Below are 19,349 nucleotides of genomic sequence, written 5' to 3'. Positions count from 1 at the left end.
AGATATGGACAAGATCGTCATAAGGGGTGGGCAGTCGCTGAAAGGCCGGCTGCAGATCTCCGGGGCGAAAAACGCCGCCCTGACGCTGATTCCGGCGGCGCTACTGACCGAAGAACCGCTGACCCTGCGTAACCTTCCACGCCTCGCCGATGTGGATACTTTCGGCCATCTGGTTAACCAGCTTGGTACATCCACCGAGATCGAGGGCAAGCGGCCCGAAGTGTTCGGACGCGTCATGACGCTGAAGGCCGGGCGGATCACATCCACCACTGCCCCGCCCGATATCACGCGCAAGATGCGCGCTTCGATCCTCGTCCTCGGGCCGCTGCTCGGGCGTATGGGAGAGGCGAAAGTGCCGCTCCCCGGCGGCTGCGAGATCGGCGCGCGCCCGATCGACCTGCATCTGAAGGCGATGGAGGCGCTCGGCGCGGAGATCGACGTGGGCCAGAGCTTCGTCACCGCAAGGACGAAGAATGGTCTGAAGGGGGGCCGCATCGACTTCCCACTCGTCTCGGTCGGGGCGACCGAAAACGCCCTGATGGCAGCGGTGCTTGCGCAGGGAGACTCGGAAATCGTCAACGCGGCGCGCGAGCCGGAGATCGTCGACCTGGCGAACTGCCTGATCGGCATGGGCGCGAAGATCGAAGGCGCCGGAACCGACACCATACATATCAAGGGCGTTCCCACCCTGCACGGCGACACCTACCGGGTTATGTCTGACCGGATCGAGGCCGGCAGCTATGCCTGCGCCGCGGCGATTACCGGGGGCGATGTCGAACTGGCGGGCGCAGCGATCGAGGATTTCGAAGCGGTGGTGGACAAGCTGCGCGCAGCGGGCGTCACCCTCGAGCCCACCGAGGATGGGCTACGGGTGACCCGCGACGGCCCCATCGAACCGGTAGACATCACGACGGCTCCCTATCCCGATTTCCCGACCGACATGCAGGCGCAGATGATGGCCATGCTGACGCTGGCGCGCGGCTCCAGCGTCCTCACGGAAACGATTTTCGAGAACCGCTATATGCATGTCGGCGAGCTCGAGCGCATGGGCGCGGATATCCAGGTCTCGGGACGCACCGCCACCGTACGCGGCGTTTCCGGCCTCAAGGGCGCCGCTGTCATGGCAACCGACCTGCGCGCGTCGATGAGCCTGATCATCGCGGGCCTGGCCGCCGAAGGCACGACGGAAGTGCTGCGCGTCCAGCATCTCGACCGCGGTTATGAGCGGCTGGAAGAAAAACTGTCGGCGGTCGGCGCGGACATTCAGCGAGCTTCGGGAGACTGATCCAGCCATGGCAAGCCTGCTAGCCGCCGACCGCGAGGATCTCGATACCATCGCCGCACTGACCCAGGACTCGCTCCTGCGGGCCTGTGATACGCACTATGATGCGAAGCGGCGCACGCTCACGTTACTTCTCAACCGCTTTCGCTGGGAGGAGCAGGAGCCACGCCGCGGCTATTGCCTGCTGCGCCTGCTCGGGGTGGAGAAGGCGCAGCGCCGGTCATGGCCCGAAAATCGCGCGGCCGTCCTGGATCTGCTTCATATCGATGCGGACGACGACCTGGTCGAACTGGTCTTCGCCGGCGGCACCGCCATACGTTGCCGCGTCGAGGCCATCGATCTGCTGCTGGAAGATGTCGGCGCGCCATGGGAGGTGGACGGCCGTCCGGATCACGAGGACGACCCGGACCCGCCTGAAACCGACGACGGCGAAGCGGACGACACGCCAACGGCCTGAGGCGAGGCCTCCTCGGCCTCCGACAGGCGTGTGAAGAGCAGCCGGTCCGGCCCCTTGAATCCGAACACCCACATGATGCTGCCATAGACCATGATCAGGGCTGGCAGGCCGACCACGATCTGCCAGAAGTCCGGCAGGTAGGTCATGACCACATAGCCGGCCGCGGCCGTCACGAGCGTTGCCGACAGGAAGACCGGCCGCCAGCCGCTGACCTTCTCGCGTACCAGATGGTGCAGCAGAATGACTTTCATGATCGATGCCAGGGCGGCCGCAATGGCGAGGGCAAGGGCGGCACCGATACCCTGGACCGGCCGGTCTTCGCCGACGCCCGGAAAGGCCACGTCGAAGCCTGCAACGAAGGCAATGGTGAGCGCGATCTGCACACCGAGAGCGACCAGCGACGCGATCAGGTTTCGGTGCCGCGCCATGTAGACGAGCGCCCCTTCGGTCACGGCGGCGGTGACATAGAAGACCTCGGCCGCAAGCAGCAGGAAGAGCACGCCCGCCCCGGCGCCGAAGCCGCCGCCGATGACCTCCAGCGAGGCGTCACCGGTAAAGCCGAGAACAAGCGCGATGCCAAGCTGGGCGGCAATGATCCAGAAGCCTACCTGCCGCAGCTGCGCCGCCACGCCGGGGAAATCTTTCGCTCGCACGCCGTGCGCCACCACCGGCGCGAGGATCGGATCGAAGGTGACCTTCAACTTCTGCGGCAACGAGGCGAATTGCTGCGCCACATAGTAGACGCCGACGACGGCCGGGGCCGCGAACTGGCCGAGAATGATGACGTCGATGCGCCGCATGGCCCAGTCGACCGCATCGGCGCCCGCCAGTGGCCAGTTCTGCTTCGTCATCGCAAACAGTTCGGGAAGCTGCGGCTTCCAGGCGTGCGGCAGACCGAACATGCGAATCGCGGGGATCAGCGAGGCGACGAACGCCGCGAACATGGAAACCGCATAGGCGATGATCAGTCCATCGGGACGCCAGTCGGGAATCGCGGCGATCGCACCGGCTGCAATGGTGATCGTCCAAGGCTCCACCAGAGCGCGCGCGGTAACGGTGGCTTGCACGTTATGACGATAGGCAAGCGCCGCCAGCAGCACCTCAGAGCCGACAAAGAAAATGGCCGACAGGGGAAACAGCCTGTCGAGGCCGCTGATCTTGGAATTGGGGAACAGTAGCTCGGGGACGGCGATCAGGACCATTGCGCCCGCGAGAGACAGGGTGATGCCGAGAAGCAGAGCGTCGGCGATGGTTTCCACGGCCGGCCGCCGTTCCTTCGCCAGTTCGGCGGCGATGCCGCGGCGAAGGCCGAGCGTGGCGACCACCGCCATCAGTTCGACAATCATGACCGCATAGGCGAAGCGCCCCAGCGCCTCCGCGCCGTAAAGCTGACCGGCGATGATCAGAAAGGGTACGCGCGCCAAAAGACGCAGTACGAACCCGAAAAAGTTCGTTCGCCCCCCCTTGGCGAGCGCCCGCGTGTCCTCGCTGCGACCGCCCGGCCGCCCCAGATCCTCACCTGCGCTCACAATGCGCACCGGCTTAGCCCGCCTGCGGGGGGCACGGCAATGCGCGTTCGTACCGTCTGATAGGCGGAAATTTCTCCGCGACGCGCGATCCTGCCGTTCGTGGGTGGAACCCGGCCCTTCATCGAGCGCTCATGCTCGGACGGTAGAATGGGATTAGACACGGAGAGCCCGAGCCGTCAGGTCAATCGGAAGCATATGAGTAAGTCCAAGTCCCAACGCCCGTCGCGGCGCCGGTCCCTATGGCGTACCGCGTGGCGCAGCCTGCTGGTTCTAGGTATCGGCGCAGTGCTCCTGCTGGTCGGCGCGGTTGCGGTGACCATGACCACATTGCCCGGCTTCACCACGCTGATGAAATCGCCGAACGGTCAGGCCGTGCGGGTGGTTGCGCGCGACGGGACCGTGCTCGTCAATCAGGGGCCGTCCTATGGCGGCTGGCTGCGCCATGAGGAGATTCCCGACGTCATGAAGGGCGCCATGATCGCGGTGGAGGATCGCCGCTTTCATTCGCACTTCGGCGTCGATCCCATCGGTCTCGTCCGCGCGCTCTGGGTCGCCGCGGCGGATGGCGGCAATGTCCGCGCCACCTCGACGATCACGCAGCAGCTCGCCCGTAACCTGTTCCTGACCAACGAGCGGACGTTCGCGCGCAAGGGGCGCGAAGCGCTGCTCGCGCTTGCGATGGAGCGGCGTTTTTCGAAGGAAGAGATTCTCGAGCTCTACCTGAACCGCGTCTATTTCGGCGGCGGGGCCTATGGCATCGATGCCGCCTCGCGCCGCTTCTACGGCCATAGCGCCGAAGAGCTCAGTGCACCCGAAGCGGCAATCATCGCCGGGCTTGTGAAGGCGCCGTCGCGCTTTGCCCCCTCGTCCGACCCCGAACGCGCCCGTGACCGCGCCCGGGTGGTCGCGCTGACCATGGCCCGCGACGGCGTCGTGCCTAGCGCCGCCGCGCTGCAGGCCGACATCGAAGCGCTCGAATTCGCGCCGCAGCCGAAGCAGAACAATGTGCGCTACTTCACCGACTGGGTCCTGGCGCAGGTCGACGACCTCGTCAGCGAGCGGGTGAAGCCGCTGGTCGTCACGACCACCCTCGACGCCGATATGCAGCGAGCGGCCGAGGAGGCGGTGAAGACCAATGCGCCGGAGGAAGCGCAGGGCGCCCTCGTATCGATGACCCCCACCGGCGCTGTGCGCGCGATGATGGGCGGTCGCGACTATGTGAACTCGAACTACAACCGCGCCACCGTGGCGGAGCGCCAGCCCGGCTCGGCGTGGAAGCTGTTCGTCTATCTGACCGCCATCGAGAACGGCATCAGCCCGCGCGACTATGTCGAGGACGCTCCGGTGACGATCGATGGCTGGACGCCGCGCAACTATGGTCGCGGGCATCGCGGTACCGTCACGGTCACGCAGGCCTTCGCCGGGTCTTACAACACGGTCGCCGCCCGGCTGGCCGAGCGGGTCGGCTTCAACAATGTCGCGATGATGGCGCGGCGTCTCGGGATCGAGACCGACATATCGCGCCAGCCGGCGATGGCGCTCGGCACCTCGAGCGTGCGCTTGATCGAGATGACTGCCGCCTATGCAGCAGTCGCCAATGGCGGCCGCGCCGTCGACCCCTATGGCATCCAGAAGGTCGAGACGGCCGATGGCCGCGTGCTGTACGAACGACCGGCGGACAGCACGCGCGTGGTGCTGTCGCCCTGGGTGGTCACCAACATGACCTACCTGCTCGAATCGGTGATCAGCTCGGGGACCGGACGCGCTGCCGCGTTCGGGAAGCCCGCAGGCGGAAAGACGGGAACGACCAGCAACTACCAGGACGGCTATTTCGTCGGCTTCAGCCGCGATCTCGTTACGGGGGTCTGGATGGGCCGCGACGACAACCGACCCGTGGGGCGCCTGACCGGCGGCGGCAATCCGGCAAGGGCCTTTTCCGCCTACATGCGGCGTGCGAGCGAAGGTATGCCCGCCCGTGCGCTGGACAGCGACATCGGTGAGGATGACGACCTGTTCGCCGAGCCCGACATGGAGATCTACGGCGAAGGCTGGGAAGAGTTCGGCGAATATGACCGGGACTATGTCTACGATCCCGAAACCGGGGTAGGCGTTACGCCCGATGGCGACGTGGAATATGGCGACTCGGTCGAGATTCGCGACGTTTATCCGGCCGATCCGTCCGCTCGCGCCGAACTTCCCAGCCGCATGCGCAGTGCCGATGTGCCCACACGGCCGAGGGCCGACGGCAATAGCGGCGACCCGCCGCGCGGCGGTGATGGCTGGCTCGACGAACCCGTGGACAGCCGGCGCCGCCCTGCCCCCTCTACCTCTCAATCCCCCCCTGCGGCGGAAAATGAAGACGGCCCGACCAGCCTACTCCCGCCCGATCCAATGTAGCGCAGACCCGTTCGCCTTCAGCCAGGCATAGGCCGGCTCGGGCGATGTGTGCAGGATGCGCTCGGCCTCGCGGTGAAAGGCGCGGCTGTGATTGGGATGAACGATATGGGCGAGTTCGTGCGCCGCAATTGCCTGGCGGACGAAGACCGGCGCATGGATCAGGCGCCAGGCGAAGGATAGGGCCTTTCGCGCCGAGCAGCTGCCCCATTGCCGGCGCGTGTCTCGCACTGAGATCCGCCAGCCGCGAAGGTCGATCCCAGCAGGGCCGGCAAGCTCGTCGCACTCCGTAATGAAGGTGCGCCGCGCTTCGGACCGGAACCAGCGCTCTGCCCGCGCAGCGAACATCTCGGGAGGTCCGCCAATAACCAGTTCTCCCTCCGACTGCCGGGCGGGGCTGCGCGAGCCGGAAAGATGGCGCAGAACCAGCGTCTCATCGCCGAAGGGCAGCTTGGCGCCGTCGAGATAAGGCTTGGGCTGTGGAAAGCTCCGCACCCGGCTTTCGAGCCATGGCAGACGCGATTGGAGAAACTCTTCCGCGGTGCCTGCGGGCATGCGCGCAGGCATGCTGAGCCGTACGACGCCGCGGGCGGGATCGGCCGTCAATGTCATGCGCCGGGCCCGCGCCGTACGCCTGACCTCGAAGGGAACGTCGCGCCCAGCAAGGCGCAGCTGAGCCCCGACTGCCGCTGTCACAGCTCCCGCTCTACGATATGATGATCGAGGGGCCCGGCTTCCGATTCCGAGACGGTCCAGCCGCGTACGGAAATTCCGGCGCGGTGAACGCTGTCAGGATCGCCGGTTATCAGCGGGTGCCAGTCCGGAAGCGGCTCTCCTTCTGCCAGCAGGCGATAGGCGCAAGTGCGCGGCAACCAGTAGAATTGTTCAATTTTTTCCGGCGTCAGGCGGATGCAGTCCGGCACATGCGCGCGCCGGTGGCGATAGTTGGAACACAGGCAGCTGTTCAGGTCGAGCAGACGGCACGCGATGTTGGTCGGCGCCACCTCGCCCGTATCCTCGTCCTCGACCTTCATCAGGCAGCATTTGCCGCAGCCGTCGCACAGCGATTCCCACTCGGCCCGGCTCATATCGGCGAGCGCAGTCGTCTCCCAGAACCGCTCGCCGGCTTCGGTCACGCGCCCATCCACTTCCGGATATCGGCCGCAATGTCGGCCGCGCTTTGCGAATGATCGTAGAAGTTGATCGGATCGCCATTGCCGTCGAGCAGATAGATATAGGCGCTATGGTCCATCAGGTAGAAGCCGTCGTCCCGCACTTCGCCCTTGGCGCGGTAAGTGCGGAAGGCATCGCTTGCCGCGGCCACCTGCTCTTCAGAACCGCTGAGCCCGATCATGTCCGCGTTGAATGCGGAGGCGAACTGCTGCGCCGCCTCGGGGGTATCGCGCTCGGGGTCGATGGAAATGAAGATGGGCTGCAGCCTTTCGGCCAGTTCGGGTGCCTCTTCCTGCAGCTGCGAATAGGCGCCCGCCATGCGTTGCACGTCCGTGGGGCAAATGTCCGGGCAGTAGGTGTAACCGAAATAGACCAGCCGCCAATCGCCGGCAAAATCCTCGTCCGTCACCAGGTCTCCGTCGCCCCCGACCAGCTCGAAGGCCCCCCCGATGGGGCTACCGGCGAGCGGGGGCCGGTCGCCCCCCTCCTCGCCCGCCCCGCCGCAGGCCGACGCGACCAGCGTCGCGGCGAGGACGCCGGCGCGAAGGGGCAAACCCAGTTGTCGAATGTTCATGCGCGCATTCCTATATGTTAGGGACCGCCAAGCTATGACCCCGGGGGAACGGTTCAAGATGACAGGACGTCTGGTCCTCGCTCTTTGTGCATTCGCTGCCATGTTCGGTACGGCGCTACCGGCGCAGGCTCAGTTCAGCGACCGCTTCGAATTTTTCGAAGCCGTCCGCAAGGAGGACGGGGCAGCGGTCATCGAGTTTCTCGACAAGCCCGGGCAGACCTTCGTGAACGCCCGGGAGCCGAAGACAGGCAAGACCGCCCTGCATATCGTCACCGAGAACCAGGAACTCGGCTGGATCAACCTCCTTCAGAAACGCGGAGCCAGCGTCGACCTGCAGGACGATGAAGGCAATACACCGCTACTCATCGCCTCGAACATGAACTTCGTCGACGGCGTACGCCTTCTGCTGTTCTACGGCGCCGACCCGAATCTCGCCAATCGCCGCGGAGAAACGCCGCTGATCCGCGCCGTCCAGCGCCGCGATCACGAGATGGTAAGCGTCCTGCTCGAAGCCGGCGCCGACCCCGACATCAGGGACAATTATGCGGGCTTCTCCGCACGCGATTATGCCGAACGCGATCGGCGCGCGACGCGAATCCTCCAGATGATCGAATCGCAGGAGGAAGGCGAGGAAGAGGCCGAAGTCGAAGGGCCCGGCCTCTGACAAGTCAGCCGGCGCCGGGATTGCGGCGGCGAGAGCCTGGCGGAGCTCGCTCAGACGTCTAGCCGGGTCGCCTGTTCACATAGACCGTGCGCCAGTGACCGCCTGCGCCCTCCCCCGGCCGGTGGTCGATCCGCGAAACCGACAGATTGTCGACGCTGATGGTCAGCGCGCGGTCCGGCGGGATGCCAAGCGCATGGGCGAGCGCGGCGCGGAAGGTACCGCCATGGCCGACGAGGACGATGTTCCTGCCGACATGCGCGCGGCTCAGCTCCTCCAGGCCCGCCGCCACCCGTGCGCACTGATCGAGAAAGCTTTCCCCTCCCGGCGGCTGGTCCTCGGCGCCGTGAAACCAGAAATTATGCGCTGTGACGGGAGCGCCGCCGGCCAGGTCGGACCGCGAGGCGCCGTGCCAGTCGCCGTAGAACTGCTCTTGAAAACGCGGGTCTTCCATCCGTTCGGACGGAGAAAAGCCAGCCTCTACCATGGCATCGGCGGTCTGGTTCGTGCGCGCAAGGCCGCTGGTCACGAGCAGCGCGTCGGCAGGCAGCCAGCGCGCCAGGAATCCGAAGGAGTCCGCATCCGACGTGTCCGCCGGTTCGTCATGAGTCTTGTACAGAAGCCCCCGGGCCCCCTTTCCCGCCCCTATAACGGGAGCATGTCTTACGAGATGCCAGCGGGTTACCTGCGCGCTTTCGACCATTCGCCCTCTCTTTCGGCGGCCGGTATAGGCTGAGGAATGACAAGCGCGAGCCCCCAAATTCCTGCGGCTCTTGGCCAACCGGGCGTCCGCGTCCGCACGCTCGTGCTGATCCGCTGGCTCGCTATTGGCGGCCAGTCTCTCACCTTCCTGGTGGTCGGCCTGGGGCTTGGGTTCTCCTTTCCCTATTTCGGTGTGGCCTGCGCCCTGCTCTCGGCGGTGCTTCTCAATCTCGGTCTCGTCTATCTCTATCCGCGCACCGCGAGGCTGGTCGGAACCGAAGCCCTGCTGCATCTGGCCTTCGACCTCGTTCAGCTGGGCGTGCTCCTCTTCCTGACCGGCGGGATCAACAATCCCTTCGTCGTGCTCGCCATCGTCCCCGTAACCGTCTCGGCAACCCTGCTTACGCGGCGCGCCACCGTGACGCTGATGGCCGTGGCGATCGCGATCCTCCTCATCCTCTGGGCGTGGGCCGAGCCCCTGCCCTGGGACGGGGAGCCGCCCGCCATGCCGGTCACCTATGAGGTGGCGGTCTTCGCGTCGCTCGCCTTCTCGATCATCTTCATTTCCGGCTATGTCATGCAGGTCGCGCTGGAAGCCCGGCGCTGGCAGCAGGCGCTGGTAACGACTCAAGCCGTGCTGGAGCGGGAGACGAAGATGTCCGCGCTCGGTGCGCTGGCCGCCGCGGCTGCGCATGAACTGGGCGGCCCGCTGGGCACGATCAAGCTGATCGCAACTGACCTGAAATCGGAACTGGAGGGCGATCCCGACTTCGGCGCCGATGTCGAACTGCTCGCCAAGGAAGCCGATCGCTGCCGGTCCATCTTGCAGGGAATCGCCAGCCGGTCGGAGCGCGAAGCACCGTTCGAGCGCGTGTCCATCCGCACCCTGCTTCGCGAAATCGCGGACAGCTTCAACGATCCGCGGGTGCCGATCCGGGTTGCCGAGGCCGCTCAGGGACTGCCGGTGATCGAGCACAGCACCGAATTGAAGCACGGCCTTTTGAACCTAGTCGACAATGCGGTTCGCTTTGCCGATCGCGAAGTGGTTCTGGCCGCCACGGCCGATACCGACCAGGTCGCCATTTATGTCGAGGATGACGGTCCCGGTTTCCCGTCGGACCTGTTGCCGCACCTGGGGGAGCCCTATCTGGGCCCGTCGCGTTCCAGAGGGGGAGGAACGGGCCTCGGCGTCTTTATCGCGACGACCCTACTAGAGCGGACCGGCGCCCGGGTCCGCTTCCGCAACAGAACGCGGGGTGGGGCCCGCGTCGAGATCACCTGGCACCAAAACCCCGAGGAGGACGATCTATGAGTGAAGCCACAGGTGCTGCGCCGCAGGACGATACGCTGCCGGCGACAGGAAAGCTGCTGCTGGTGGACGACGACCAGAGTTTCCGCCAGCGGCTCGAGCTTATGCTGACCCGCAAGGGCTATGAGGTTTTCGCAGCGTCCAGCGTCGCCGAAGCGCGTACGCTGGCAGCGCAGGCCCAGCCCACCCATGCGGTCCTCGACATGAAGCTGGACGATGGCACGGGGCTCGATCTCGTGACCGAATTGCGGTCGATCCGGCCTGACATCCGCATCGTCATGCTGACCGGATATGGCAATCTCACCACGGCGGTGGCAGCAATCAAAGCCGGCGCGCTCGACTATCTGGCAAAACCCGCCGATCCCGACGACATCATCAAGGCCTTGAGCGCCGAAGGCGACGACAAGCCCGAACCGCCGGAAGATCCGATGTCCGCCGACCGGGTGCGCTGGGAACATATCCAGCGTGTCTACGAGCTGTGCGACCGGAACGTGTCGGAAACCGCGCGCCGCCTGAAAATGCACCGCCGCACGCTACAGCGTATCCTGGCGAAGCGCAGCCCGCGCTAGGGTCCCTATGCCGTCCGGTCGGCATACGGCAGGCCGTCAGCCGAAGCCGCCCTCGGCGCTACCGAGAAACTCGTCGGCTGCACGCATGACACGGGACGCTGCTGCGCGCGCAAAGAGCGCCGTGGCCTTCTTGCGCCGCGGCGCGGACAGCTTTTCCACCTGCGGAGTGCGAAGCGCGTCGGCCTCGTACCGATCGGCAATCAGCAGGCCGCAGCTGCCAGGTTCGTAACAATCCTCGTCGAGCAGCGCTGCGTCGAACCCCGCTGGAATGCCCCAGTAGAACCGGTCGCACCAAGCCAGATAGTCGGGCCATTTCCGGTCACCGCGCAAGTCCGCCACCGCGACCTTTATCTCGACGACCGAGAGCGTACCGTCGGAATGCAGCGCCATGACGTCAACCCGGCGCCCGCCGGGCAGAATGACTTCGGTCAGGCAGACTGCCTGGCGGTTCCAGAACCAGCGTGAGATTCCCCGCGCAACGTCCGCTGCCGAGAGCGGCGCGGGATCGGTGCTGGCGGATCGCTGTGCTGCAACTGCGGATCGGGTGGCCATGGCGGGAACATTAGCGGAACATCGGCAAAAGAAAAGGGCGGCCTAACAGCCGCCCCTCGCTTGGATCAGTTCTGCTTGGCAAGGCTTACCGGTAGAAGATGTGCCGGCCGATATTGGCCGTCTGGCGGAACGCCGTGCGCCATTTCGGGCTGACATAGTCGGCGTGATAATAGACAGCCTTCTCGGTCACATCGTCCCAGTTCTCCGTCGCAGCGACAATGGCGACGGCCTTCGCGCGCTGCCAGGTCGGACGCTCGGAATTCGGGAAGTCGGGCTTGCCGTCGAAGGTGAAGCTGAACTGGTAGCGCTGATAGACGACGCCGCAAATGGTGTCCGGCCAACGCGAATCCTCCGCGCGGTTCAGGACCACCTGCGCCACCGCAAGCTGACCCTCCAGCGGCTCGCCGCGGGCTTCGTTATAGACGGCGCTTGCAAGGCAGCGCATTTCTTCGTCGAGTTCGACCCCGCCATAGTCGACGATGTTGTCGACGAGCGTGCCGAGCGTGACGTCGGTTTCGGAACTTTCGACGAAGATCGGCGCTTCATATTCGACGGCTTCCGCGGCTACGGCGAGTTCGGGCTCGAGGCCCGCGGTCGCGTCGATGGCAGCATCGACGGCGCCGGCAGCCTGCAGATCAGGCGTCGTCTGAATGTCGGTCGGAAGATCGGCGGCAGCCATCAGGCCGAGAGCGGCCATGGCCGCTGCGACGGCCCGCTTGGATTTCAGCATGTCAGTATAAGTCCTGTGCTTCGAACAGCCCGGCGTTTGTAAAATCTTGCCTAAGCTTTAGTCTGGCGTCGCCTTGACTGTTTCGGTTCGCGTCAGGAACGCACCCCGCGCTCCACTGTGTTGCAGCGCTGATATGATGAACGAATACACAGGGTCAATTCATCGAAGCCAAATCCACGATGAACCGTGCAGGATCAGCGACATCCAGTTCAACGACCCATAAATCGGGATCGAACCGGATCTGTTTCGTAAGTATTTCCCGCAACTTATCGTCATTTTCGGGCAGCTCGTCCGACAGCGGACGCCACTCGGTGCTACCATCGCCCAGATTGGTGCGGCTGAACAGCGAGACCTCTCCCGCACGCGACCGGAGGACCAGTATGACGGCTCCGGCGCCCTCGTCACCCTTACGCAGGATGGTGACGAACTCGCCCTCGGCCGCGAGGCGGCGCCGCAGTCCGTCGACCCATAGCTTCGTCGGCAGCCGATCGTTCAGTTGGAGTCGCCCGCCATATCGTCACTTTCACGATAACCCGTCAGCGTAACCAAGGGGATTTTCGAGCGCATAAACGTCCCCGTCCCGCGGGCAATCTCCTCGCCGTCCTCCGTCAGCAGGCGGCTTTCGCCGACGAACAGGCGGCGCCGTCCGCTGACCATGCGCCCTTCCGCCCAGACCCGTCCCGCCGGGACCGGCCGCTCCATATGAAGGTTGAAGGCGGTCGTCAGGATGAAGACATCTTCCACGGCGGTATTGACGGCGTAGAAGGCCGCATCGTCGAGCATCTTGAAATAGATCGTGCCGTGCGCAGCCCCGGCAGCGTGGAAATGCTCTTCCGAGACTTCGAATTCCAGCCGAGACTCGCCGAGCGCGGGCAGGCTCAGCTTGGAAGGGAAGCTGCGGTTGATCGGTGCGGCATGATACAGCCGCTCCAGCGCGCGCAAATGCTTGTCGGTCGTCATGACAGCTTCAGGGTCGCCGCCAGCTCTCCCCACCGGTCGAGATTGCGCGGAGCGATGTCGAGAAAGGCCACCCCGGCCTTTCCGTCATTGCCCCAGGCGATCACGCCCTGGAAGTCGGGATGGCCCGGCACCGTCAGAGTGACGGGAGCGCCGGGCTCCAGCGGGGTGTCGGTCCTGATCCGCGCGCCGCCGGCGCTTACGTCGACGACCGTACAGGCCACCGGGCCCGAGCCGGTCAGCAGCTCACCGCGAAACAATACGCGCCGGCGCGGCCCCGCGCGCTCGTCATCCCGCCGCGGGGAATCGTCCTTGTCATCCATGGCATGTCCCATTGCGGGCCCTTATTTCGGCTCGACCCAGCCGATATGGCCGTCCGTACGGCGGTAAACCATGTTCAGCGAACCGGTCTGGCCATTGCGGAACATGAGAGCGGGGGTGTGCTTCAGGTCGAGCATCATCACCGCGTCGGAAACGCTCACCTCGGGAATATGCTCGTCCATATCCGCGATGATAAGCGGCGCGTCGTCTTCGGGCACCTCGTCTTCTTCGGGGTGGCTCTGGAGAACGCGATAGGTGGATTCGACCGCCGCAGCTTCCGGCTTCTTGCGCTCACGGTCGCGCAATTTGCGCTTGTAGCGCCGCAGCTGCTTCTCGATCCGCTCATACGCGCCTTCGAACGCCGCCTGCGCGCTCTGATACGCATGCGCATGCGACTTCATCAGCAGGCCCTGGGCCAGCTGCACGACAATGGTGGCATCGAATTCATGCTCGTGCGGGCCCGGCGCGAGCGTAACGGTCGAGCCGGTCACCCCCACGGAGAATTTTTCGGCCAGGTCGCCCATGCGCCCTTCGGCGTGCGCGGTCAGTGCCTCCCCGACGTCGAGCTGGTGGCCCGAAACGCGGATATCCATGCGTGGTCTCCTTCTGTGATTCAGTGGCGAAAGCCGGGCACCTCAGCCCAGAGCGGATCGCCAAGCTGGGACAGGAACGCGCGGTGGCGCTCCTTTTCCTCCTCGGAGGGAGAAAAAATTCGCACCGGCCAGTCGCGAACGGGCGCGCGTGCATAAACGCGGTCGCCCGGCTGGTCCTCCTCGGGACCCCCGAGCGCCATGCCGCGCTGCCGTCCCCCCATAAGTTCGACATAGACGCCGGCGAGAAGTTCGGAATCCAGCAGGGCTCCATGCTTCTCGCGTCGGGTCAGGTCGATGCTGAAACGGTTGCACAGGGCATCGAGCGTATGGCCCTTGCCTGGAAATTTCTCACGCGCGATGGCCAACGTGTCGACGATCCGCTCCACCGGCAGGGGGTCGTGACCGCACAGGGTAAGCTCCCTGTTCACGAAGCCCAGGTCGAACATCGCATTGTGCGCCACCAGCTTCGTATCGGTGCCGATAAACTCCAGGAAATCCTTCACGATCGCCGCGAACACAGGCTTGTCGGCCAGGCTCTCGTTGGTGTGGCCGTGAATGCGTGCGGCCTCGGCGGGCATGTCGCGGCATGGATTGATCAGGGCATGGAAGGTGCGTCCCGTCGGCATCTGCCCGAGAAGCTCCACCGCGCCGATCTCACAAATCCTGTGGCCCTCGTCCGGGTCTACGCCCGTCGTTTCGGTATCGAAGACGATCTCTCGCATTTCCGGCAATATTCTACGCTATGGCGCTTGAGGCAAGCGGTGAGACTACTCACTGCCAGCCGGCTGCGCCGCTTCCCAAGCCCCGTTTCGATCACGAAGTCGGCGCGGCGACGCTTTTCCGCATCGGGGACCTGCCGCGCAACGATATTCTCGAACTTTTCGCGGGTCATACCGGGGCGGGCCATGACCCGCGCGCGCTGGACGTGCGGCGGTGCGGACACCACGACGACTCCGTCGACGCGCTCCCACCCGCCCTTCTCATAGAGAAGCGGAATATCGAGCACGGCAAAGGGTGTCCGCGCCTGTCTGTACCGGCGCAGAAAGCGGGCCTGCGCATCGCCGACCAGCGGATGCATGATCCGTTCGAGACGGCGAAGCGCCTCGGTATCGCCGAAGACCGCCTTGCCAAGCGCAGCGCGGTCCAGACGACCGTCGACGACGACGCCCGGAAATGCCTCTTCTATCAAAGCCAGCGCGCGTCCGCCGGGGGCCTGTAGCCGATGCACTTCCGCGTCGGCGTCGAAGACCGGCACGCGTTCGGCGCGAAAGAATCCGGCGATCGTCGACTTGCCCATACCGATCGAGCCGGTGAGTCCGATCAGTTTCACGCGGTCAGCCGCTGCCGCAGCAGCTTGTCGTCGGTCATGGCCGGTTCCCTTCCGAAAAACATCGAGAAGGCCGATCTCGCCTGCCCGATCAGCATCGACAAGCCATCGATGGTAACAAGGCCGCGGGCGCGCGCATCCTGCAGAAGGGCGGTGTCGAGCGGCGCGTAAACGATGTCGTACACCGTCGCGCCCGGCAGCAGCGGAGACAAATCGAGTTTCAGCGGCGCCTGACCCGTCATGCCGAGGCTGGATGCGTTGACGAGGAGGTCCGCAGGCACGAGGCCAGCATCGATGCCGGCAGCGTCGCCCCTGCCCGGTGCCAATTCGTCGACGAGCGCACGCGCCTTCGCAGGCGTACGGTTAAGGACGGTGATCCGGTCGGCTCCGCGGTTCGCGAGTGCGTACACCACGGCACGCGCCGCTCCTCCCGCTCCGATCACCGCCGCGCGCTTGCCAACGAGATTGTCGCGGCCAAGCGGCTCCAGGAACCCGCCCACGTCGCTATTGTCCGACAGCAGCGCCCCGTCGCCCGCTGGCATGATGCAGTTGGCCGCCCCAACCGCTTCGGCGCCCGCGCTCCGGCGGTCGGCAAGCCGCAAAGCCGCCAGTTTGTGAGGGAGCGTTGCGTTGCACCCGCGCCATTCGGGATCCTTCCTGCGCGCATCGAAATACGCCTCCAGGTCCTCAGCAGGCACATGGGCGTGGCGGTAAGCCGCGTCGATGCCCAGCCGTTCGAGCCAGAAGCCATGGATGTCGGGAGATTTCGAATGAGAGATCGGATCGCCGATCACCTCCGCATAGGGCCGCCCCGCAGGCGGAAGCTCGCGCCAGTTCATGAGGCGATGACTCCGCGAATTCGCAGATAGGAGAGCAGCGGAAACAGCGGCAGGCCGCGAATGGTGAACTGGTCGCCCTGCACGCGCTCGAACAGCTGCGCGCCGCGCTCTTCGATACGGTAACCGCCAACGCCCCACAGGAGCTTTTCGCCTTCGGTCGCCAGATAGTCGTCGAGCCACTCCTCGCTGAACGGGCGTACCCAGAGGCGCGCGGAATCGAGGTGCCGCCAGACGGGTTCGCCATTTTCGGCGATGACAAGCGCCGAGCGGAGCAGGTGAGGCTTTGCGCGAAGGTCCATCAACTGCGCGCGCAGCGCCGCCATATCCTCCGCCTTGTCGAGAGCGCGGCCATCTTCGGTCTCGAGAATCTGGTCGCCGCCGAGCACCAGCGCACCGGGCCGGCGGCGAGATACTTTCACCGCCTTTGCCTCGGCCAGCGCATCGGCCTGATCTCGGGGCGCCAACCCCTCCCTCCTCAAGGACGCCTTCAGCATCTCCTCGTCGACCTGAGGAGCAATGGCTGTGAACTCCACGCCTGCGGCGCGCAGCAGCGCTTGCCGCGATTCGCTTGTCGAGCCGAGGATCAGGTCGGGAACGCGCTCGGTCACGTCTGCGACGCTTCTTCCCGGTTCATCAGGCGCATGACCGCGGCGGCAGTTTCCTCGATGGCCTTGCGGGTCACGTCGATGACCGGCCAGCCGCGGTCTGCGAACAGGCGCCGCGCTTCGGCAACCTCGCGCTTGATCTTCTCCTCGTCGACATAGTCGGTCTCGGGAGTCTGAGCGAGGCTCAGAAGGCGGTTCCGGCGCACCTCGATCAGCCGGTGCGGGGTCGTCGTCAGGCCGACGATGAAGGGTTTGGTCAGTTCGAAGAGGATCGGCGGGGGTTTGCGCTCGGGTACGAGCGGATAGTTCGCCGTCTTGAACCCCTTATTGGCAAGGTAGATGCTTGTTGGGGTCTTCGAGGTGCGCGACACGCCCAGCAGCAGGATGTCGGCTTCGTTCCAGTTCTCCGAGCCCTGCCCGTCGTCATGCGCCATCGTGTAATTGATCGCTTCGACGCGTGCAAAATAGGCCTCGTCCAGGCGGTGCTGCCGCCCCGGTCGGGCCGTCGCGGCCTTTCCGAGCATGATGGAGAGCCCGGCTACCACCGGATCGATCGCAGAGACCGCAGGAATGCCGAGCGCTTCGCAGCCGGCTTCCAGCCGGTTCCGGATTTCGCCGGTCGCAAGCGTGAACACGACCAGTCCCGGATGCTCGGCGACATCTTCGAGAACGCGGTCGAGATGGCCGGTCGACCTTACCAGCGGCCAGAAGTGCTTGACGGCCTCGACCTCCTCGAACCGGGCAAGGCTTGCTCGCGCGACTGATTCTAGCGTCTCGCCGGTACTGTCCGAAATCAGGTGGAGGTGAATGCGTTCTGCCATGGAGTACCGCCTTAACCACAGTGCGTGCCGCGGTCATCCGCGACGGGGACAAGCCTGTGGAAAACTACCCGCCGAATCGGTCCGGAAGTCGAGCGAAGAGGCCTGCCGTTGTCACCAAACCGAAATGATTATCGAGTCGTCCACAGGTCTGAAGCCCAGCAAACCTGCCCTGTTGAAATTTGAGGTTACAGAAATGCGACTCGCGAGACCTTCATGAGTCGCCCCTTTGCGAACCATGTTGGCAAGGCTGGGGATAGATCGATAAGCCCCATGATCCCCAGCCCCAATCACCACCACTATCTTTCTTAAAGAAAGAAATAAGAGAAAGAGGTTCGCTTGGCCGAGACGCCGTCCTTCCTGAAGGTTCTCAAGGGCGAGACCTGTTCCCCTCCTCCCGTCTGGTTCATGCGCCAAGCCGGTCGTTATCTGCCGGAGTATCGCGAGCTGCGCGCCGAGAAGGGCGGATTTCTCGATCTCGTCTACGATCCCCCGGCTGCCGCCGAAGTGACCCTCCAGCCGCTGCGCCGCTTCGGGTTCGACGCCGCAATCCTGTTTTCTGACATTCTCATCGTCCCTCACGCGCTCGGGCAGGACCTCAGGTTCGAGGCGGGCGAGGGGCCGCGTCTCAGTCCGCGAGTGGACGAAACCGATCTCGGATCGCTGTCTCCGTCGCTCGAACGGCTCGAACCGATTTACGAAACCGTCAGGCTCGTGCGGGGCGACCTGCCCGAAGGCGCGGCGCTGATCGGCTTTGCCGGTAGCCCCTGGACGGTGGCCACTTACATGGTCGCGGGCGAAGGCACGAAGGAGCAGGCGCCCGCGCGTCTGATGGCCTATCGCGACCGCCCTTCGTTCGAGTTGCTTATCGAGCGGCTGGTGGACACCACAAGCGCCTATCTGATCGGCCAGATCGAAGCCGGCGCACAGGCGGTGCAGCTGTTCGACAGCTGGTCGGGCTCGCTTGCCCCGGCCGAGTTCGACCGGTGGGTGATCGAGCCGACGCGCCGGATCGTCGACCGGCTAAGGCGCGACTACCCCTGCCTTCCCATAATCGGCTTTCCCAAAGGCGCCGGTGCGAGGCTCGCAGATTATGCCGCGGCAACCGGGATCGACGCGCTCGGTCTCGACGAAACCGTGGATCCCGACTGGGCGGCGAAGACGCTTCCCCGGGACCTTCCTCTGCAGGGGAATCTCGATCCGATGGCTCTGCTTGCCGGAGGTCCGGCGCTGACGGACTCGATCCGCCGAATTCGCGGCGCGTTTTCGGGGCGGCCGCATATCTTCAATCTCGGCCATGGAATCTCTAAGGATACGCCGATCGCCCATGTCGAGGCGGCGCTGCAGGAGATCAGGGCATGACGGGGTTCCTAGGCGGCTACACGCTGTGGGTTCTGTCCGCGAAGCTGGTCTTCGTCATCTTCTGGATGGCCGGTCTGTTCGCTCTCGGTCGCTATGTCGTCTATCATCGCGAATGCGACCCCGGCTCCCCGGAGGACGAGCTCTGGACCGAACGCACGGCCCGTCTCCGCCGGGTCATCGTGTCGCCATCGATGATCATCGCATGGGTCCTCGGGATTGCCCTCGTCGTGAATATCGGTCTTGCAGGGCAGGGCTGGCTGCATGCGAAGTTGTTGTTCCTCCTGCTTCTGACCGGCTGGTATGGCTGGGCCGTGTCGACATCGAAGAAACTTTCGCGCGGCGCACGGCCCTATTCCTCCCGCACCCTCAGAATCCTGAACGAGGCACCTGCCCTCGCGATCATCCTGATCGTGCCGCTTGGCCTGATGAAGCCGTTCTAGGCTGCGCTGTTGACAAGCGCCCGCCGGGCCCCTTCACACTCGCGCGCGGCTGATTTGCGCCGCTTTCGGGATGCCGGATACCCGGCACCCTGTTTGGAATTGCGTCCGTTCCGGGCGCCCGGAACTGTTTGTCGGCCAGGCAATGAGTAGGGGGT

Annotated in this window: 24 protein-coding genes; 8 read left to right on the top strand and 16 right to left on the bottom strand. The window is 65.0% G+C overall.

Annotated features, from left to right (window positions below):
- The first annotated feature begins 4 nt into the window (after positions 1 to 4).
- Together murA and KCN53_RS03265 are read left to right on the top strand one after the other, a co-directional pair.
- Positions 5 to 1,285 carry a UDP-N-acetylglucosamine 1-carboxyvinyltransferase gene (murA, locus tag KCN53_RS03270; RefSeq protein ID WP_088711457.1) on the top strand — a complete coding sequence of 427 codons (1,281 nt, stop codon included), beginning with the start codon at positions 5 to 7 and terminating at the stop codon, positions 1,283 to 1,285.
- A 7-nt stretch (positions 1,286 to 1,292) separates the two neighbouring features.
- Entirely contained in the window at positions 1,293 to 1,739 is a 447-nt protein-coding gene (locus tag KCN53_RS03265) for a DUF2948 family protein (protein ID WP_172406165.1), read from the top strand.
- Here KCN53_RS03265 and KCN53_RS03260 read toward each other — a convergent pair.
- A complete protein-coding gene (locus tag KCN53_RS03260) occupies positions 1,673 to 3,277 on the bottom strand; it encodes a lipopolysaccharide biosynthesis protein (protein WP_143712171.1) in 1,605 nt (534 codons plus the stop codon). The genes KCN53_RS03265 and KCN53_RS03260 overlap by 67 nt on opposite strands.
- A gap of 186 nt (positions 3,278 to 3,463) precedes the next feature.
- On the opposite strand from KCN53_RS03260, the gene KCN53_RS03255 reads away from it, so the two are divergent.
- Complete coding sequence (locus tag KCN53_RS03255; protein ID WP_088711459.1) at positions 3,464 to 5,665, top strand: transglycosylase domain-containing protein; 2,202 nt, start codon at positions 3,464 to 3,466, stop codon at positions 5,663 to 5,665.
- Here KCN53_RS03255 and KCN53_RS03250 read toward each other — a convergent pair.
- From KCN53_RS03250 to KCN53_RS03240, 3 genes are read right to left on the bottom strand one after another with little or no spacing between them, the layout of a single operon-like run.
- A complete protein-coding gene (locus KCN53_RS03250; protein ID WP_088711460.1) occupies positions 5,642 to 6,358 on the bottom strand; it encodes a M48 family metallopeptidase in 717 nt (238 codons plus the stop codon). The two genes, KCN53_RS03255 and KCN53_RS03250, sit on opposite strands and share 24 nt — an antisense overlap.
- Positions 6,355 to 6,798: a YcgN family cysteine cluster protein gene (locus tag KCN53_RS03245; RefSeq protein WP_088713324.1), complete on the bottom strand. Its 444-nt coding sequence runs from the start codon at positions 6,796 to 6,798 to the stop codon at positions 6,355 to 6,357. Before KCN53_RS03245 ends, KCN53_RS03250 begins: the two co-directional genes overlap by 4 nt.
- On the bottom strand, positions 6,795 to 7,409 hold the full coding sequence (locus KCN53_RS03240; protein ID WP_088711461.1) for an SCO family protein: 615 nt from the start codon (positions 7,407 to 7,409) through the stop codon (positions 6,795 to 6,797). The genes KCN53_RS03245 and KCN53_RS03240 overlap by 4 nt, the downstream gene beginning before the upstream one ends.
- Positions 7,410 to 7,443: 34 nt before the next feature.
- Between KCN53_RS03240 and KCN53_RS03235 the strand changes: the two genes are divergently transcribed.
- The gene (locus tag KCN53_RS03235; protein WP_172406166.1) at positions 7,444 to 8,073 is read left to right on the top strand and encodes an ankyrin repeat domain-containing protein; all 630 of its coding nucleotides are present in this window, start codon (positions 7,444 to 7,446) and stop codon (positions 8,071 to 8,073) included.
- 58 nt (positions 8,074 to 8,131) lie between these two features.
- On the opposite strand, the gene KCN53_RS03230 is transcribed toward KCN53_RS03235, so the two are convergent.
- Complete coding sequence (locus KCN53_RS03230) at positions 8,132 to 8,773, bottom strand: histidine phosphatase family protein (RefSeq protein WP_088711462.1); 642 nt, start codon at positions 8,771 to 8,773, stop codon at positions 8,132 to 8,134.
- Between the two features lie 36 nt (positions 8,774 to 8,809).
- On the opposite strand from KCN53_RS03230, the gene KCN53_RS03225 reads away from it, so the two are divergent.
- A complete protein-coding gene (locus tag KCN53_RS03225) occupies positions 8,810 to 10,084 on the top strand; it encodes an ActS/PrrB/RegB family redox-sensitive histidine kinase (protein ID WP_088711463.1) in 1,275 nt (424 codons plus the stop codon).
- Positions 10,081 to 10,650: an ActR/PrrA/RegA family redox response regulator transcription factor gene (locus KCN53_RS03220; protein ID WP_088711464.1), complete on the top strand. Its 570-nt coding sequence runs from the start codon at positions 10,081 to 10,083 to the stop codon at positions 10,648 to 10,650. Before KCN53_RS03225 ends, KCN53_RS03220 begins: the two co-directional genes overlap by 4 nt.
- 36 nt (positions 10,651 to 10,686) lie before the next feature.
- On the opposite strand, the gene KCN53_RS03215 is transcribed toward KCN53_RS03220, so the two are convergent.
- The 11 genes from KCN53_RS03215 to KCN53_RS03165 all read right to left on the bottom strand — a co-directional run bounded on the left by KCN53_RS03215 (position 10,687) and on the right by KCN53_RS03165 (position 17,395).
- On the bottom strand, positions 10,687 to 11,202 hold the full coding sequence (locus KCN53_RS03215) for an MmcB family DNA repair protein (protein WP_088711465.1): 516 nt from the start codon (positions 11,200 to 11,202) through the stop codon (positions 10,687 to 10,689).
- 85 nt (positions 11,203 to 11,287) lie between these two features.
- A complete protein-coding gene (locus tag KCN53_RS03210) occupies positions 11,288 to 11,932 on the bottom strand; it encodes a cell wall hydrolase (protein ID WP_088711466.1) in 645 nt (214 codons plus the stop codon).
- Between the two features lie 154 nt (positions 11,933 to 12,086).
- Positions 12,087 to 12,416, bottom strand: a complete 330-nt coding sequence (locus KCN53_RS16235; protein ID WP_224199429.1) for a DUF1491 family protein — start codon at positions 12,414 to 12,416, stop codon at positions 12,087 to 12,089.
- Positions 12,417 to 12,424: 8 nt separating this feature from the next.
- Positions 12,425 to 12,892, bottom strand: coding sequence for a PaaI family thioesterase (locus tag KCN53_RS03200; RefSeq protein ID WP_088711468.1), 468 nt, complete (start codon positions 12,890 to 12,892; stop codon positions 12,425 to 12,427).
- Positions 12,889 to 13,224, bottom strand: coding sequence for a PilZ domain-containing protein (locus KCN53_RS03195; protein ID WP_088711469.1), 336 nt, complete (start codon positions 13,222 to 13,224; stop codon positions 12,889 to 12,891). Before KCN53_RS03195 ends, KCN53_RS03200 begins: the two co-directional genes overlap by 4 nt.
- 9 nt (positions 13,225 to 13,233) lie before the next feature.
- Positions 13,234 to 13,803 carry a ribosome hibernation promotion factor gene (locus KCN53_RS03190; RefSeq protein WP_088711470.1) on the bottom strand — a complete coding sequence of 190 codons (570 nt, stop codon included), beginning with the start codon at positions 13,801 to 13,803 and terminating at the stop codon, positions 13,234 to 13,236.
- A gap of 20 nt (positions 13,804 to 13,823) precedes the next feature.
- Positions 13,824 to 14,525, bottom strand: coding sequence for a DNA polymerase III subunit epsilon (gene dnaQ, locus KCN53_RS03185; protein WP_088711471.1), 702 nt, complete (start codon positions 14,523 to 14,525; stop codon positions 13,824 to 13,826).
- Entirely contained in the window at positions 14,486 to 15,133 is a 648-nt protein-coding gene (gene coaE / locus KCN53_RS03180) for a dephospho-CoA kinase (protein ID WP_088711472.1), read from the bottom strand. The genes dnaQ and coaE overlap by 40 nt, the downstream gene beginning before the upstream one ends.
- Complete coding sequence (locus KCN53_RS03175) at positions 15,130 to 15,969, bottom strand: shikimate dehydrogenase family protein (protein WP_088711473.1); 840 nt, start codon at positions 15,967 to 15,969, stop codon at positions 15,130 to 15,132. The genes coaE and KCN53_RS03175 overlap by 4 nt, the downstream gene beginning before the upstream one ends.
- Positions 15,966 to 16,577 carry a Maf family protein gene (locus KCN53_RS03170; RefSeq protein WP_224199323.1) on the bottom strand — a complete coding sequence of 204 codons (612 nt, stop codon included), beginning with the start codon at positions 16,575 to 16,577 and terminating at the stop codon, positions 15,966 to 15,968. Before KCN53_RS03170 ends, KCN53_RS03175 begins: the two co-directional genes overlap by 4 nt.
- Entirely contained in the window at positions 16,574 to 17,395 is an 822-nt protein-coding gene (locus KCN53_RS03165; protein WP_088711474.1) for a pyruvate, water dikinase regulatory protein, read from the bottom strand. Before KCN53_RS03165 ends, KCN53_RS03170 begins: the two co-directional genes overlap by 4 nt.
- A gap of 336 nt (positions 17,396 to 17,731) precedes the next feature.
- Here KCN53_RS03165 and hemE point away from each other — a divergent pair, with 336 nt between their 5' ends.
- Together hemE and KCN53_RS03155 are read left to right on the top strand one after the other, a co-directional pair.
- Positions 17,732 to 18,754, top strand: coding sequence for a uroporphyrinogen decarboxylase (gene hemE / locus KCN53_RS03160; protein ID WP_088711475.1), 1,023 nt, complete (start codon positions 17,732 to 17,734; stop codon positions 18,752 to 18,754).
- The gene (locus KCN53_RS03155; protein WP_088711476.1) at positions 18,751 to 19,194 is read left to right on the top strand and encodes a CopD family protein; all 444 of its coding nucleotides are present in this window, start codon (positions 18,751 to 18,753) and stop codon (positions 19,192 to 19,194) included. The genes hemE and KCN53_RS03155 overlap by 4 nt, the downstream gene beginning before the upstream one ends.
- The last annotated feature ends 155 nt before the right edge of the window (positions 19,195 to 19,349 follow it).

The organism is Pacificimonas aurantium (assembly GCF_020092905.1).
Taxonomy (GTDB): domain Bacteria; phylum Pseudomonadota; class Alphaproteobacteria; order Sphingomonadales; family Sphingomonadaceae; genus Pacificimonas; species Pacificimonas aurantium.
This window is presented reverse-complemented; position numbering and strand designations above follow the sequence as displayed.

Coding starts and splice junctions, on each gene's coding strand:
- murA (WP_088711457.1), top strand. CDS start 5: ATGGACAAGATCGTCATAAGGGGTGGGCAGTCGCTGAAAGGCCGGCTG.
- KCN53_RS03265 (WP_172406165.1), top strand. CDS start 1,293: ATGGCAAGCCTGCTAGCCGCCGACCGCGAGGATCTCGATACCATCGCC.
- KCN53_RS03255 (WP_088711459.1), top strand. CDS start 3,464: ATGAGTAAGTCCAAGTCCCAACGCCCGTCGCGGCGCCGGTCCCTATGG.
- KCN53_RS03240 (WP_088711461.1), bottom strand. CDS start 7,409: ATGAACATTCGACAACTGGGTTTGCCCCTTCGCGCCGGCGTCCTCGCC.
- KCN53_RS03235 (WP_172406166.1), top strand. CDS start 7,444: ATGACCCCGGGGGAACGGTTCAAGATGACAGGACGTCTGGTCCTCGCT.
- KCN53_RS03230 (WP_088711462.1), bottom strand. CDS start 8,773: ATGGTCGAAAGCGCGCAGGTAACCCGCTGGCATCTCGTAAGACATGCT.
- KCN53_RS03225 (WP_088711463.1), top strand. CDS start 8,810: ATGACAAGCGCGAGCCCCCAAATTCCTGCGGCTCTTGGCCAACCGGGC.
- KCN53_RS03220 (WP_088711464.1), top strand. CDS start 10,081: ATGAGTGAAGCCACAGGTGCTGCGCCGCAGGACGATACGCTGCCGGCG.
- KCN53_RS03215 (WP_088711465.1), bottom strand. CDS start 11,202: ATGGCCACCCGATCCGCAGTTGCAGCACAGCGATCCGCCAGCACCGAT.
- KCN53_RS03210 (WP_088711466.1), bottom strand. CDS start 11,932: ATGCTGAAATCCAAGCGGGCCGTCGCAGCGGCCATGGCCGCTCTCGGC.
- KCN53_RS03200 (WP_088711468.1), bottom strand. CDS start 12,892: ATGACGACCGACAAGCATTTGCGCGCGCTGGAGCGGCTGTATCATGCC.
- KCN53_RS03195 (WP_088711469.1), bottom strand. CDS start 13,224: ATGGGACATGCCATGGATGACAAGGACGATTCCCCGCGGCGGGATGAC.
- KCN53_RS03190 (WP_088711470.1), bottom strand. CDS start 13,803: ATGGATATCCGCGTTTCGGGCCACCAGCTCGACGTCGGGGAGGCACTG.
- dnaQ (WP_088711471.1), bottom strand. CDS start 14,525: ATGCGAGAGATCGTCTTCGATACCGAAACGACGGGCGTAGACCCGGAC.
- KCN53_RS03175 (WP_088711473.1), bottom strand. CDS start 15,969: ATGAACTGGCGCGAGCTTCCGCCTGCGGGGCGGCCCTATGCGGAGGTG.
- KCN53_RS03165 (WP_088711474.1), bottom strand. CDS start 17,395: ATGGCAGAACGCATTCACCTCCACCTGATTTCGGACAGTACCGGCGAG.
- KCN53_RS03155 (WP_088711476.1), top strand. CDS start 18,751: ATGACGGGGTTCCTAGGCGGCTACACGCTGTGGGTTCTGTCCGCGAAG.